This is a genomic window from Pseudopedobacter beijingensis, assembly GCF_042678145.1.
GTDB classification, from domain to species: Bacteria; Bacteroidota; Bacteroidia; order Sphingobacteriales; family Sphingobacteriaceae; genus Pseudopedobacter; species Pseudopedobacter beijingensis.
Map to the genome: position 1 here is coordinate 131,109 of NZ_JBHUDG010000001.1, position 14,442 is coordinate 145,550.

9 protein-coding genes are annotated in these 14,442 nt (G+C 36.9%); all 9 read left to right on the plus strand.

The features are described 5' to 3' along the window. The first annotated feature begins 44 nt into the window (after positions 1-44). The 9 genes from ACFSAH_RS00450 (at position 45) to ACFSAH_RS00490 (ending at position 14,437) form a co-directional block, all read left to right on the plus strand. Complete coding sequence (locus ACFSAH_RS00450) at positions 45-1,409, plus strand: acetylxylan esterase (RefSeq protein ID WP_379660708.1); 1,365 nt, start codon at positions 45-47, stop codon at positions 1,407-1,409. 142 nt (positions 1,410-1,551) lie between these two features. Beyond that, positions 1,552-3,033: a PQQ-dependent sugar dehydrogenase gene (locus tag ACFSAH_RS00455; RefSeq protein ID WP_379660709.1), complete on the plus strand. Its 1,482-nt coding sequence runs from the start codon at positions 1,552-1,554 to the stop codon at positions 3,031-3,033. A gap of 2 nt (positions 3,034-3,035) precedes the next feature. Then, entirely contained in the window at positions 3,036-4,244 is a 1,209-nt protein-coding gene (locus ACFSAH_RS00460) for an Nramp family divalent metal transporter (RefSeq protein WP_379660710.1), read from the plus strand. 16 nt (positions 4,245-4,260) lie between these two features. After that, positions 4,261-5,277, plus strand: coding sequence for an NAD-dependent epimerase/dehydratase family protein (locus ACFSAH_RS00465; RefSeq protein WP_379660711.1), 1,017 nt, complete (start codon positions 4,261-4,263; stop codon positions 5,275-5,277). Next, entirely contained in the window at positions 5,277-6,335 is a 1,059-nt protein-coding gene (locus ACFSAH_RS00470) for a dihydrodipicolinate synthase family protein (protein WP_379660712.1), read from the plus strand. The genes ACFSAH_RS00465 and ACFSAH_RS00470 overlap by 1 nt, the downstream gene beginning before the upstream one ends. Positions 6,336-6,611: 276 nt before the next feature. Beyond that, complete coding sequence (locus ACFSAH_RS00475) at positions 6,612-7,175, plus strand: RNA polymerase sigma-70 factor (RefSeq protein WP_379660713.1); 564 nt, start codon at positions 6,612-6,614, stop codon at positions 7,173-7,175. A gap of 810 nt (positions 7,176-7,985) precedes the next feature. After that, a complete protein-coding gene (locus ACFSAH_RS00480; protein WP_379660714.1) occupies positions 7,986-9,176 on the plus strand; it encodes a FecR family protein in 1,191 nt (396 codons plus the stop codon). A gap of 228 nt (positions 9,177-9,404) precedes the next feature. Further along, positions 9,405-12,821 (plus strand): SusC/RagA family TonB-linked outer membrane protein, encoded by a 3,417-nt coding sequence (locus ACFSAH_RS00485; protein WP_379660715.1) that lies wholly within the window; start codon positions 9,405-9,407, stop codon positions 12,819-12,821. Between the two features lie 11 nt (positions 12,822-12,832). Then, entirely contained in the window at positions 12,833-14,437 is a 1,605-nt protein-coding gene (locus ACFSAH_RS00490; protein ID WP_379660716.1) for a RagB/SusD family nutrient uptake outer membrane protein, read from the plus strand. Positions 14,438-14,442 lie beyond the last annotated feature (5 nt).

The window sequence follows — 14,442 nt, forward strand, 5'->3', positions numbered from 1 at the left end:
TAGAAATTCTAGGATATAGAAATTCTAATTATCGATTTTCAAGCATGAAATATATAAAAATTTTATTTGTGATAGGGATAAGTATGCTTACTTCTTCCATCAAAGCGCAATATAGCACAGCGGGTATAGATATAGAAGAACCTAAGTCTGGGCAAGTAAGTAGCCTGCAGTTTTCTATCGCATTAGATAAGCAAGATTGGCTTTATAAACTTGGCGAACAGCCTCGTTTTAGGTTGAAATTAGTAGAGAATAATATTCCTTTAGATAATGTAGAAATCAGCTATGCTATTGGACCTGAAAAAATGAAAGCCACGCAAAGAGCTAAGCTTAAAGTAAGCCAAGGTTATGCCGAGCTTATAGGAGAAAGCATGACCGAGCCGGGTTTTTTACGTTGCGATGCGCAAGTTGTTATCGGAGGAAAAAGCTATCGAGCTACAGCTACTGCAGGCTTTGAGCCCGAAAAAATAAAACCAACAACGGCCAGGCCAAAGGATTTTGATGCATACTGGTCTAAAGCGATTAAGCAAGCTAAAAGTATTCCGCTTAATACTAAACTAACTTCCATTCAGAATAAGAGTCATGAGGATGTTTCGGTCTATCAGGTTGAATACGAGTTTTATAATGATGGTGTAAAAAAGTTTTATGGGGTGTTAAGCATGCCTAAAAAGGAAGGTAAATATCCTGCTATTATACGCTTTCCTGGTGCTGGTTGGTTGCCTTTAAGCGGCGATCAGCAAACTGCAAGCAAAGGGTTTGTCACCTTAGACCTTTATATACATGGACATCCTGTGACGTATGAAAAATCCTATTATGTTAATCTTCAGCAAAATGAACTGAAAGCCTATCAATATAAAGGAATAGAAGATAAGGATTCTTTTTATTTCAAAAATGTTATTCTGGGCTGTGTAAGATCAGTAGATTTAATATATTCTCTACCTCAGTTTGATGGTAAAAGCATTGGAAGTTGGGGATCCAGTCAGGGGGGAGCTCTCTCTACCATTACATCAGCGTTGGAAAGTAGAATTAATTATATGGTGGCTTTATGCCCAGCCATGTGTGATTTTACTGGTTATATTAATAATAGAGCTGGCGGATGGCCACATTTGTTTACCAAACCTGAGCTGTATGAGGATAAAAAAGAGCAGGTTATTAAAACATTAGCTTATTACGATGTTGTAAACTTTGTTAAAAAGCTAAAAATTCCGAGCTTTTTCTCCTGGGGATTTAATGATACGGTTACTCCACCAACTTCTATATATGCCGCTTATAATGTAATTGAATCTCCAAAAGAGCTGTATTTGATACCAGAAGGAGTGCATAAAATTTATCCAGAGCAAAGAGAAAAAACTTACGATTGGTTATTGAAAAATGTATTAGTTATCGGAAAAAATAAGCTGTTGTTTAAGTAAAATAGGAAGCTAATTAAATCGAAGGTATTGGCCAGTATATATGATTATTTACTCGAAAATATCTTTTTTATAAACCTATTAGGATATAATATAGATGTTAAATACGATTTATTTTTTTAAGATTAATTATTTATTTTTTTGTTTGACTTTGCTGTTAGTAAGCTGTTTTGGAGATAAGTCTAAGACTGTTTTTAGCCCTAAAGTAGAGGATTATGTGGCATTATCTAAAACGATACTGTCAGTATCTGTTATAGCCGATAGTTTAGATGTTCCTTGGGATGTTCAGTATAACCATTACGATAGCAGTTTGTATTTTACCGAAATTAAGGGAGCTATCTCTCGATTAGATTTAGCTACGGGAAAGCGTAAGCAATTATTTGTTATACCAGAAGTTTACCATCATCGTACTTTGGGCTTGTTGGGTATGGCATTGCATCCCGATTTTAAGGCTTATCCTTATGTTTATGTAAGCTATACAACTAAGTATCAAGATTCGATTTATTCAAGGTTAGAGCGATTTACCTACAAAAAAGATACATTGACCAATCCCAAAGTACTGCTGGAGATCGAAGGGAGTACAGGGCATAACGGAGCCCGTCTGGCTTTTTCCAAGAACGGGAAACTGTTATGGGCGACGGGGGATGTAGACAGCCCGACCCATGCCCAGGACAGTACTACGCTGAACGGCAAGATCCTCCGCATAGAATGGGACGGTTCCGTCCCCATAGACAATCCGATCCAAGGGAGCTATGTTTATGCCTGGGGTTTTAGGAACATGCAGGGGCTTACCGTTTCCGATCGGGGCTACGTGTACACCTCCGAACATGGTGATGCCATAGAAGATGAAGTAAATATTATCGAGCCCTTAAGGAACTATGGCTGGCCGGTAATAGAAGGGAAGCATGATTTGCCGGCCGAAATTGCTTATGCCAAACAAAAAAACACAAAAGAGCCGATGCGTTCCTGGACCCCCGTAATAGCCCCGGCCGGGCTGGCTTATTATAACTCCGATCAAATACCCGAATGGAAAAACGCTTTGCTGCTTACGACCTTAAAAAGCCAGAGCCTAAGGGTGTTAAAGCTAGATGAATCCGGGAAGAAGATAATATCTGAAGAGATTTTTTTTGAAAATCATTACGGCAGGCTGCGTACGCTTACTGTTTCTCCCTCTGGCGATATTTACCTGGCGACCAGCAATAGGGATTGGAATCCGCAAGCGGGTTTTCCTAAAACAGGAGACGATAAAATATTAAGAATCAACAGGGTTGCTAAAGCGCTAAAAACGCCCTTGAAAGGCAGGCTTGTTACAGGTACTAAAGAAGCTGTTAAAACAGGTACAGCATTATATAATGCCTATTGTGTTTCTTGCCATAAGGGAGATGGGGCAGGCTTGGGGCAGGTGTTTCCGGCATTAAAAAATTCAACCAAGGTCAACGGAGATAAAGCAGGTCTTATCAATCTGTTTTTAAATGGCTCGGTTAAGCCCGGCAAGACGGAGCAGATGCCCGCATTCAATTTTTTAAGCGATGAAGATGCCGCCTCGATCTTAAGCTATATTAGAAAATCATGGGGAAATCATTCATTAGCAATAACACCAGCAGACATTAAAAAATATAGAAAATAGTCATGAAGGAGCAATCAAAACCAATTACAAATTTTTTCAAATCCTTAATACCGGGCATTATATTGGCAGCGGTGGTATTTGGCCCCAGCAAGATGACAATCACCACCAAATTGGGGGCAGAATACGGTTATGCACTAGAATGGATAGTGCTTGTTGCGGTGTTCTTTATGGCCATATTTACGGGCATGGGGAGCAGAATTGGCTCATCAAGCACCAAATCTTTATTAAGCTTAATTAAAGAGAAGTTTGGCAAATTTTTTTCGGTTACTATAGGTGTAGGGATATTTTTAGTTGCAGCATCCTTTCAGGCGGGTAATTCTATTGGCGTGGGCATATCTATTGCAGAATCTACCGGTACCAGTCCCAAATTATGGGTTATTGTATTTACCCTGCTGGGGATTTTATTACTTTCCTTCCGCTCCTTTTATAAAACTTTAGAAAAACTGATGCTAATACTGGTAGGGCTTATGCTTTTGTCCTTTGTGGCTACTTTTTTTCTAGCCAGGCCAGATTTTAACCAGATTATCGGCGGCTTTAAACCAAGTTTACCTGTCGGCTCAACAGGATTGGTTATAGCTTTTATGGCTTCGTGTTTTTCAATAGTGGGGGCATTTTATCAATCCTATCTGGTAAGAGAGCGGGCAAAAATTAACGGCAGTAATAGTAAAGACAATAGCTTAACAGGAGTGATGCTACTAGGTGTTATGAGTTTGGTGGTTATGATTTGTGGAGCTGCAATATTAAAACCTAAAGGTATCGAAGTGAAAAGTGCATTAGATATGGCAGGAGCCTTGGAGCCACTTTTTGGTAGCTATGCTTCGGTTATGTTTTTAACAGGACTTTTTGGAGCTTCCTTTTCATCTGTGGTGGGTAATGCAACCCTCGGCGGCACATTATTAGGCGACGGTTTAGGTTATGGTAGCGATTTAAGCAGCAAAACCATCAGAATATTTATTGCTTTGGTCATGGTTATTGGAGCAATTGTAGCCATTGTTTTTGGAAAACTTCCCTTGGAGCTGATCGTGATGGCGCAAAGCGTAACCATTTTTTTAGTGCCTTTTATAGGCTTTGCCATGTATGCGATTGCAAACGATGAAAAAATTATGGGCAATAAGAAAAACAGCCCTTTTGTTAAAATAAGTGGCGGTATTGGACTTATCCTTGTTGTTTTTTTAGCAATCAGTAATGCATACGATATTTTTATAAAATAAGAACATAATAATTTAAATGAAAGAATTAAGAGCGTTAGAAGATCAGCTTACACAGCCATCATCAGTATTGATTGCAGACATCCAAAAGATAGAAGGCGATATCATGCTTCTAGGTATAGGGGGCAAGATGGGAGTCAGCATGGGTAAGCTGGCCGTCGCAGCTATAAAAGCAGCAGGTATTCATAAAAGAGTAATCGGTGTTTCCCGTTTTTCGGATGCCAGGGCAAGGCAGGAATTGGAAGATTCAGGAATTGAAACCATATCCTGTGATTTATTAGAAGATGATCAGTTGCAACAACTTCCTGATGTAAAAAATATTATTTATTTGGCAGGTTTTAAATTTGGTTCGGTAGGCAATGAAGGCTTTACCTGGGCGATGAATGCTTATTTACCAGGTAGGGTTGCCGATAAATTCAAGAACTCCAATATCGTAGCTTTCTCATCAGGTAACGTATTGCCCTTTGTCAAAGTTACTTCAGGCGGGGTTTCCGAAGAAACCACACCTGAGCCAATTGGTGAATATGCACAATCTACCTTAGGCAGAGAAAGAATATTCGAATATTTTGCCAAAAAGAATAATACGCCAACCTTAATTTACCGTTTAAATTATGCAGTAGATTTCCGTTATGGAGTCATGATGGAAATCGCCAAGAGTGTATTACAAGAAAAAGAGATTGATCTTAGAACAGAAAACGTAAACGTAATTTGGCAGGGCGACGCCAATGAAGTAGCCATCAGGTCTTTATTGCATTGCCAATCCCCTGCAAAAATGTTAAACGTTACAGGCCCGGAAACATTATCTATCAAATGGATAGCAGCGCAATTTGGAGAAAAGTTTAATAAATCCCCTAAGTTTATTTATGAAGCAGAAGGTACAGCCTTATTAAACAATGCATCAGAATGCCATCGCTTATTCGGTTATCCAAGGGTAACCGTAAGAGAAATTATAGACATTACAGCTACCTGGTTAATGCAAGGTGGCGAAGAATTCGGAAAAGAGACACACTTTCAGGAAAGAAGAGGTAAATTCTAATGAAAAGACTAAGCAAAGAACTCAAGCAACTATTAGAATCAGGGACCGTATTGCCGGCCCACCCCCTGGCGTTAAATTCAGCCAGGGAACTAGATGAAGCAAGGCAGCGACAGTTGACACGGTATTATATGGCCAGTGGAGCAGGCGGCGTGGCCGTAGGCGTACATTCCACGCAGTTTGAGATCAGGGATCCCGAAGTGAACCTGTTCGAGAAAGTATTGGCACTGGCCTCCGAAGAAATAGAAAAAGCTAATTTAAATAGACCGTTTTTAAAGATAGCAGGAATATGCGGTCCAACAGGACAAGCAGTATCCGAGGCCGAAATAGCATTAAAATACGGATACGATATTGGCCTGTTAAGCATGGGCGGTTTGCAGGGCTGGAGCGAAGATGCGATTTTAGATCGGGTAAGGGCAGTAGCTGCAGTTATGCCTGTATTTGGTTTTTACCTGCAACCTTCGGTAGGAGGAAGAATATTCAGCTATGCTTTTTGGCAGCAATTTGCAGAGATAGACAATGTTGAGGCTATTAAATGTGCTTCTTTTAACCGTTATCAGACATTGGACGTGATGCGTGCGGTAGCAAGCTCCAGCCGACGTGAAAAAATATCGATGTATACAGGTAACGATGACAACATTATGGCCGACTTATTAACAACCTTTAAATTTAATATTAAAGGTGAAGAAGTAGCAGTAGGTTTCAAGGGAGGTTTATTGGGGCACTGGGCTGTTTGGACAAACAATGTGGTGCAGCTGATGGAAAGGGTACAAGCTTATCGGAAAAACAAAAGGGTTGAAGAATTGGAAGCTTTATTGGCATTGGGTGTCCAAATTACGGACGTTAATGCAGCCTTGTTTGATCCGGCGAATGCTTTCCACGGCTGTATTCCGGGTATCCACGAAGTATTGAGAAGACAAGGACTATTAGAAGGAAGATGGTGCCTTAACCCGGAGGAAGAACTATCGGAAGGTCAGATGGAGGAGATAGACAGGGTGTATGCTGCTTACCCGGATCTGAATGATGATGGATTTGTGAGAATGTTTTTGGGAGGAAAATAAGGAAACCAGATGATGTTGTTCACGAAGATGAATCTCAAGATATAAGTACAGAAGTTTATAAATATGCGAATGCTCATTTAAAGATTATGAAAAAACTGTAAGAGCCGAGTATTAATAAATCCATCAGTAATAAATACTCTTATAAGTAAACACCCGTAAAGTAAAAGTACGATAGCGTTATTTTTACTTTACGGGTGTTTTTTATTGACCAATATCGTTTTTTATTATTTAGGATTGCATGATGNTTTTTAGAAATAACCTATTAAACGCTCTTTTTTGCATAAAATAAATACAGATAACGAATTGTTAAACCTGTTAAAGTCAGGTCATAAATCTGCTTTAGATGAAATCTACAACAGATATTATGCTATTCTGTATAGTCATGCTTATAGCAAGTTGCCAGATAGAGAAGAAGTAAGGGATATAGTACAAGAGGTGTTTGTTTCCCTTTGGAACAATAGAGAAAAAATAGTTATAACCTCTAGTTTATCTGCTTATTTGTATACATCTACAAGAAGCAGAGTATTAGATATATATCGTCGTCAAAAGGTAAGAAATGCTTACACACAGTCTTTACAAGCTTTTATAGATTCGGGAGAGAATATTACAGAAGAAAAGTTTAGAGAAAAAGAACTGATTAGGTTAGTAGAAAAAGAAGTAGCTTCTCTTCCTGCACAAATGCGACGTATATTCGAAATGAGTCGTTTTAAAGATATGACTCATCAGCAAATTGCAGATGAACTTCAAATAAGTCCGCAAACTGTTCGTACTCAAGTAAAAAATGCACTCAGGGTACTAAGAGTGAAATTGGGTGCTCATATTTTTACAATCTTTTTTTAGAGAAAAATAAGATCCAGTTCTTAGAAAATATTATCCAGTTATTTTTTTAGTTGTTGTTAGTTACATAATGTAAAGTATCTTCTTGTGATTGATATGACCTGAAAAGAAGGAATTTGTTAGCATTTCCAATCTCTTTTTGAGATTGCTTTAGAGTAAAATAATATCCCTGTTTATATATTATGAGAGTAGTTTTTCTCAAATCGTTCATCATGTTCTGCAGGGTATGGCGAACTGATAAATAAAGCAGATTCTCATAAAAATATAAAGTCTTATCGAGCTATTGCCATTTTAGGATGTACCCTTTTAAACAGATGATTAAACTTCCTATTTAATATACATGACTTGCTTAAACCTGGCATATATTAAGGAAAACAGAATGTTAGTCATTCCAAACTCTTTTATGACTTTTACACTATTCTCCGGTAATACATGGGAAGCAACTGTTTGTTGAATATGTTTACTCTCCCTTTTTATATCAGTAAAATTTTAGCTAAATTGGTTGTTCTAATAAAGATAGTCCTATTTCTTTATAGCCTTCTTTAGACAATCTCATCAAAAGTCTACAAAACTCAACTAAAGTCCACAAAACCCCACTACTGTTGTGCTATAGGTTCGGCTTTGTTCCTACTACGGTATACTCACGCTGTATCCAATATTTAATAAAAAGTAATCTTATTCAGGGCTATGCAAATCACGAAATAATAATCGAAATCAGGTTGAAATATAAAATTTTTCAATTCGTTCTACCCCCTGTACAAATCTTATACGTCTTATAGTAAAAGGACCACAACTTAAATTAATTTCAAGCAAATGAAAAAAGCAGATGAGCTGTTAGATAGATACCATTCAGGTGAAGCAACGCCAGAAGAAAAGGCTATTGTGGAGAGCTGGTATCTGAAATCTAAAAAGGGAGCGTCAGATCTGAAACATGAAGTTCTGCTTGAAGATTATGAAAAAGGTCGTAAACGGTTGCATCAGCAAATTGGATATCAGGAAAAAAGAATTATAAAATTATGGCCTCGTGTAGCGATAGCCGCTTCTTTGTTGATGGGTTTAACAATAGGTTTCTATTTCTTTAATTCAAAGTCGAACACAGAGCCTGCTCAGGAGTTTGTGTCAGGTACGTCTGTAAAAGAAAGCAGTGAAGTGATTCTTACTCTGGCGAATGGAAAAAGGATTAACCTGAATGATGATAATGTTGGACAGGTGGCCGAAGAGGAGGGGTTAAATATTAAACAGACTTCAGATGGACAGTTGATATATACTGTGATTGATGGTGGTAAGGGGGATAATCAAAGTAATTATAATATTATTGAAACTCCAGTAGGTATGCAATACACTGTTATATTGCCAGATGGTAGTAAGATATGGTTAAGCTCTGCATCTAAATTACGTTATCCGACACATTTTTCAGGAAAAGAACGAAAAGTCGAACTTTCTGGTGAAGCCTATTTTGAAGTGAAATCTGTATATGCATCTGCCGGAAAAAATGCTTCCACTAAAAAGGTTCCTTTTATTGTAACGTCGGGTAATCAAACAGTAGAAGTTTTGGGGACCCAATTTAATATTAGCGCCTATAAGGACGATGCAGTAATAAAGACAGCACTTTTGGAGGGGGCAGTAAAAGTATCTTTAAAAGATAAGAAAAATATCAGTTCGGAAGTGTTCTTAAAACCAGGACAAATGGCTTTAAATAAACTCAATAATTCTGCATTAGAAATTAATAACGTAGATGTAGAGGATGTATTAGCTTGGCGAGAAGGATATTTTATTTTCAACAACGAGAACATCAGGGATATTATGAAAAAAGTTTCCAGATGGTACGGGTTTGAGGTAGAATATCAGGGAGATATGTCTGATGTAGAGTTTCAAGGGAATTATTTAAGAACTAGAAACTTATCAAACCTTTTGGAAATGTTAGAAATGACCAATAAAGTTAAATTTAAAATACTACAGAAAAACAGCTTGGAAAGGAGGGTACTTGTAATAAGAAAAAATTAACCAAACAACAAGATCCTAAAAACAGGAGTGTTACCAGCACTCCCGTTTAAATAAAGCATAATGTTTAGGCTTTATTTAGGATAATTAGTAACTGATCATAATAGTCAAAAATTAAACCTAAATCAAATGTATAAAAACTCCATCGCATTGCGATGTGGCATACCTTATTGTTTTTCGAAATACCTCATTATCATGAAGCTTAGTTTTGTTTTCATAATAATAGCCTGTATGCAGGTTAGTGCGACCACATTTGCTCAGAAAGTGAACGTAAAAGTTGTGAATGCCCCCATAAAGCAAGTTTTTTATCAGCTGACTAAACAAACTGGTTTTAATTTCATGGCCGATGCTAATCTGACCAAGAAGATAAGGCCCATAACTTTCGATTTAAAGAATGCCAGTATGGAAGAAGTACTGAATAAATGTTTTGGCGGGGTGGATATAGATATTGTAGTGAATAACGAATACAAAACGGTATTTATTAAAGAAACTGAGCGAAAAATATCTGCTGTAAAACAAGTTTTGATAATTAGCGGTAACGTCAACGATGAGAATAATGAGCCTTTACCTGGGGTAAGTATAAGATTAAAGAATACTCAAACCAGTACTGTCTCTGATGTTAATGGTAAATTTACTATTAATGTTCCAAACGAAGAAGCTATTTTAATTTTTAGCTTTTTAGGATTTGCTACACAAGAAAAAAAAGTTGGCACTAGTAAAGTATTGAATGTTAGGCTTCTTCCTAAAGTTTCTAAACTTAATGAAGTTGTAATCATAGGTTATGGAGCAACTGTTGCCAGAGAAGATTTAACAGGAGCGGTAGGTACCCCAGATTTGGAAGATATGAGGATTGCTCCAGTAGTTGCTTTTGATCAGGCTTTGGCAGGGCGTATTGCTGGTGTTCAAATACTTTCCAATGATGGGCAACCAGGATCAGAAGGAATTAATATTGCCATTCGCGGACAGAATTCTTTAACTCAGGATAACTCCCCTTTGTTTGTCGTGGACGGCTTCCCTATGGAAGATTTTGATGCTACTTCCCTTTCTATGGATGATATAGAGTCTATTGATGTTCTAAAGGACGCATCAGCATCAGCAATTTATGGTGCCCGAGGAGCTAATGGAGTAATTGTTATCCAAACAAAAAAAGGGAAAATAGGAGAGCCCGTTATCAGTTATTCAGCAACGGTTGGTTTTCAGGAAATAACAAAAAGGATGGAATTGCTGAGTCCTTATGAGTTTGTGAAATATCAAATAGAAAGGAACCCTGCAAATATTGCAAAATATACTCCTGCAGACCTGGCGCCTAGTAATTCTGGTTATGATGCTAATGGAAATACATTAGAGTCTTATAGAAATTATAGAGGGATTGACTGGCAGGATAAGCTTTATAGACTAGGAAATACGCAAATACATAATTTAGCAATAAGAGGTGGAACTCAACAAACTAAATATTCTATATCTGGGTCTGTTTATGATCAGCGTGGAGTAATTTTAAACACGGGGTTGAGCCGTTATCAGGGAAGGCTTTCTTTAGATCAGCAATTAACTAAAAAGCTTAATGCTAGTTTAAGAGTTAATTTTAACCGAAATAACTCTTTTGGTCAGTTGGCATCTGAAGATCCTATTAGTGGACAGGCAACTAGTAATTTACTTTTCGGTGCATGGGGTTATAGACCGGTAACAGGAAGGGAAACAGAAGGGAATGATGTTGATGAAGACTTTATTGACGATTTTAGAGATGAAGAAACAACCTTTATTTATGATTACAGAGTAAACCCTATCATTTCTGCTGAAAACACCTACAGGAAAAGTAAAGTAAATAATGTAAACTTTAATGGAAATATTGATTATAAGATTTTAAAAGATTTAAATCTTAAAGTTACATTAGGCTTTGATAAGAGGCAAACTAATACCGAAAATTTTTATAACTCTCAAACAGCAAGAGGCTCTTCCAAACTTCCAAATAATACGCGAGGTGTTCAAGGAAATATATCTATTTTTGATAGAGAAATCTGGACAAACTCGTCTATACTCAGCTACAGAAAAAGATTCAACAAAAGAAATAGTTTAGATGCGTTATTTGGATACGAGTTACAAGGAATTGACAATTCCCGAATAGGTCTTGCTAATGAACAAATACCCAATGAATTTTTAGGAATAAGTGGTATGGATGAAGGTGTAACCTTACCTAATACTGTTACTTATTCTAATTCTGTTTTAGGGTCATTGATAAGTAGGGTGAATTATAACTATCTTTCTAAATATCTCTTTACAGCAACATTTAGGACTGATGTATCTTCTAAATTTGCACCTGGTAACCGCACCGCATATTTTCCTTCAGGGGCATTTGCCTGGAGAATGGGACAGGAAAAATTTATTAAGCGTAGTCAGTTTATTTACGATGCAAAGCTTAGGGTTAGTTATGGAACAACAGGGAATAATAGGGTAACCGATTTTGCTTATTTATCTCCTATTATAGGAACAGATGTTTCTGAATCATATTCTCAAAATAATGGAGAGCCAAGCCGAGGAATGTTTCCTGGATCTTTAGGTAATAAAGATTTAAAATGGGAAACAACATCTCAGGTAGATTTAGGTTACGATATAGCTTTCCTTAAAAACAAAGTTGCTTTAACTATAGATGCTTACAGAAAAACAACAGATAATTTATTGTTAAATGCTAATGTACCTTATAGTTTCGGATATCAAAGGGCATTTAAAAACATAGGGAAAATAAGAAATGAAGGGTTAGAGTTTTCTGTAAATACGACCAATATTAAAAATAAAAATTTTGATTGGAGAAGTAGTATTAATATTTCGTTCAATAAAAATAAAATCCTGGCTCTGTCAGAAGATGAGCAAAAGATGTTTAGTAAAATCAGTTGGGCAACCAATTATAATGCTACTTTTTTGTATGCTGCCGAAGTTGGAGGACCTGCAGCGATGTTTATTGGGCAGGTGTTTGATGGAGTTTATCAGTATGCCGATTTTGAAGAAGTGTCTCCCGGAAAATATTATCTAAAACCAGGAATCCCATACACCGGTACAGATAGAGATGCTATTAAGCCTGGTGATATTAAATACAAGGATCTGAACGGAGATGGGGTTATAAATGAATATGATATAACCATTATAGGCAATCCTCAGCCAAAACATAGTGGAGGCTTTGTGAACAATTTCAAGTATAAAAACTTTGGTTTAAATGTGTTTTTTCAATGGGTTTATGGAAATGATGTATTTAATGGAAACAGAATATATTTTGAAGGAAATCCATCTAATGTGCCAAACTTAAATCAATATGCTTCTTATGCTGATAGATGGACACCTGAAAATCAAAGCAACACCATGTTTAGATCTGGTGGTTATGGGCCCGCATATTATTCGTCAAGAGTTATTGAAGATGGTTCTTTTTTGAGGTTAAAGACAGTGTCCTTGAGCTATGAAGTCCCTAAGAAGATATTAAGCAAAGTGAAAATATCTAATATGAATTTGTCTTTGGTAGCACAAAATTTATACACCTGGACAAAGTATTCGGGAATGGACCCAGAGGTATCAGCTAGGCATTCAACTTTAACTCCGGGGTTTGATTTTTCGGCTTATCCCAGAGCCAGAACAATTGCATTTTCTTTAAGGACAACTTTTTAAATGTTGATAATATGAGACGTTTTATTAAATATTTTTTAATTATATGTATTCCCATCTCCTTTGCCGGATGTAAAAAGCTTTTTGATACCAATCCACAAGATTTTGTTGATCAGGAACAATTTTATCAGACTGAACAACAATTGAATAGTGCTTTAATGGCTGTTTATAGTCCGTTGGGGAAAGGAGAGTTATATGGAGCAAGAATGATTGGCCGATTAGGTATGGATGCCGATGAAGCTTTCTATAATTCAAGCATTTTTACAGGAGTTTTAAATAATAGCATCCTGCCTACCGATTCGTATATCACTAGTTTTTGGAGAGTATGTTATGAAGCTATTAATAGAGCAAACTTACTTTTGAAATACATTGATCGTCCTAAAATGGACGAAAAGAATAGAAATATAATCAAAGGGGAAGCTTTATTTCTAAGAGGGTATTATTATTTATTACTAACCAGTAATTTTGGAGATGTTCCACTAATTCTTGAACCGAGCTTATCTGCATCTCAATCAACCAAAATTCCTCAGGCAAAAAGTAAAAAGGTTTACGAACAAATTATTGCAGATTTAACAGAAGCTCAGGGTATTGTGCTTACTGCTTCTGAGATAGGTTATGGGGGAAGGGTTAATCGTTCTGCTGTACAGGGTATTTTGGCTAGAGTTTGTTTATACATGGCAGGCAATCCAATAAATGACTTTACTAAATATGAGGTTGCCAGGGCTTGGGCAGATAGTGTAATTACTTCAAAGGAACATACGCTTAACCCCGATTATACGAATGTATTTAAAAATTATGCTGCAGATATTTACGATATTAAAGAAAGTATATTGGAAGTAGAGTTTTACGGAAATTCTCAGGGAGTATATAAGAAAGGTGGAACGGTGGGAAATGCCAATGGAATAAGATATACTGCAAATCCTGCAGATCCTCGTTACGGACGCTCAGATGGTTTTTTGAATATTACTCCAACTCTTTGGAAACTCTATCCAGATGCTGGTAGCTTAACTTCTTCTGATTTAAGGAGAGATTGGTCTATAGCACCTTTTTCTTTATCGGGTAACCCTGCTGTAGAAAAAGCCTGGACAGCTTCACAAGTTATTGATAGATACCCTGGAAAGTTTCGTCGTTTTTATGAAACGGTGTCACCAAAAACTAGTAGTACTCCTCAAAATTTCCCTTTATTAAGGTATTCCGATGTCCTTTTAATGTATGCTGAAGCAGATAATTACATAAATCAGGGACCTACACCTGAAGCATTGGAAAGTATAAATCAAGTGAGAAGAAGAGCGTATGGATTACCTGTAAAACTTGGTTCAAGTGGAATGCCAAGTCCGGTAGATCTAGATATGAGTATCTCTTATAGTGATTTTCTTAAAGAAATAAAAGATGAAAGGTCTAGGGAGCTCAGTTTTGAATGTTTACGCAAAAGAGATCTAGTAAGATGGGGAGATTTTTTGAACAATATGAAAGAGGTATACAATCAAGTAATCAATATAAATCCTAACTCAAGAGCTATACCAGTTTATAAAAATGTGACTAAACGTGATGAATTATGGCCTATACCGGCTTATGAGATGGGAGTGAATTCGGAGTTAGTACAAAATGTGGGATGGTAATCAAA

What these genes read in the sequence shown, in the direction of transcription:
- ACFSAH_RS00450 (WP_379660708.1), top strand. Translation starts at nt 45, where the DNA reads ATGAAATATATAAAAATTTTATTTGTGATAGGGATAAGTATGCTTACT.
- ACFSAH_RS00460 (WP_379660710.1), top strand. Translation starts at nt 3,036, where the DNA reads ATGAAGGAGCAATCAAAACCAATTACAAATTTTTTCAAATCCTTAATA.
- ACFSAH_RS00465 (WP_379660711.1), top strand. Translation starts at nt 4,261, where the DNA reads ATGAAAGAATTAAGAGCGTTAGAAGATCAGCTTACACAGCCATCATCA.
- ACFSAH_RS00470 (WP_379660712.1), top strand. Translation starts at nt 5,277, where the DNA reads ATGAAAAGACTAAGCAAAGAACTCAAGCAACTATTAGAATCAGGGACC.
- ACFSAH_RS00480 (WP_379660714.1), top strand. Translation starts at nt 7,986, where the DNA reads ATGAAAAAAGCAGATGAGCTGTTAGATAGATACCATTCAGGTGAAGCA.
- ACFSAH_RS00485 (WP_379660715.1), top strand. Translation starts at nt 9,405, where the DNA reads ATGCAGGTTAGTGCGACCACATTTGCTCAGAAAGTGAACGTAAAAGTT.
- ACFSAH_RS00490 (WP_379660716.1), top strand. Translation starts at nt 12,833, where the DNA reads ATGAGACGTTTTATTAAATATTTTTTAATTATATGTATTCCCATCTCC.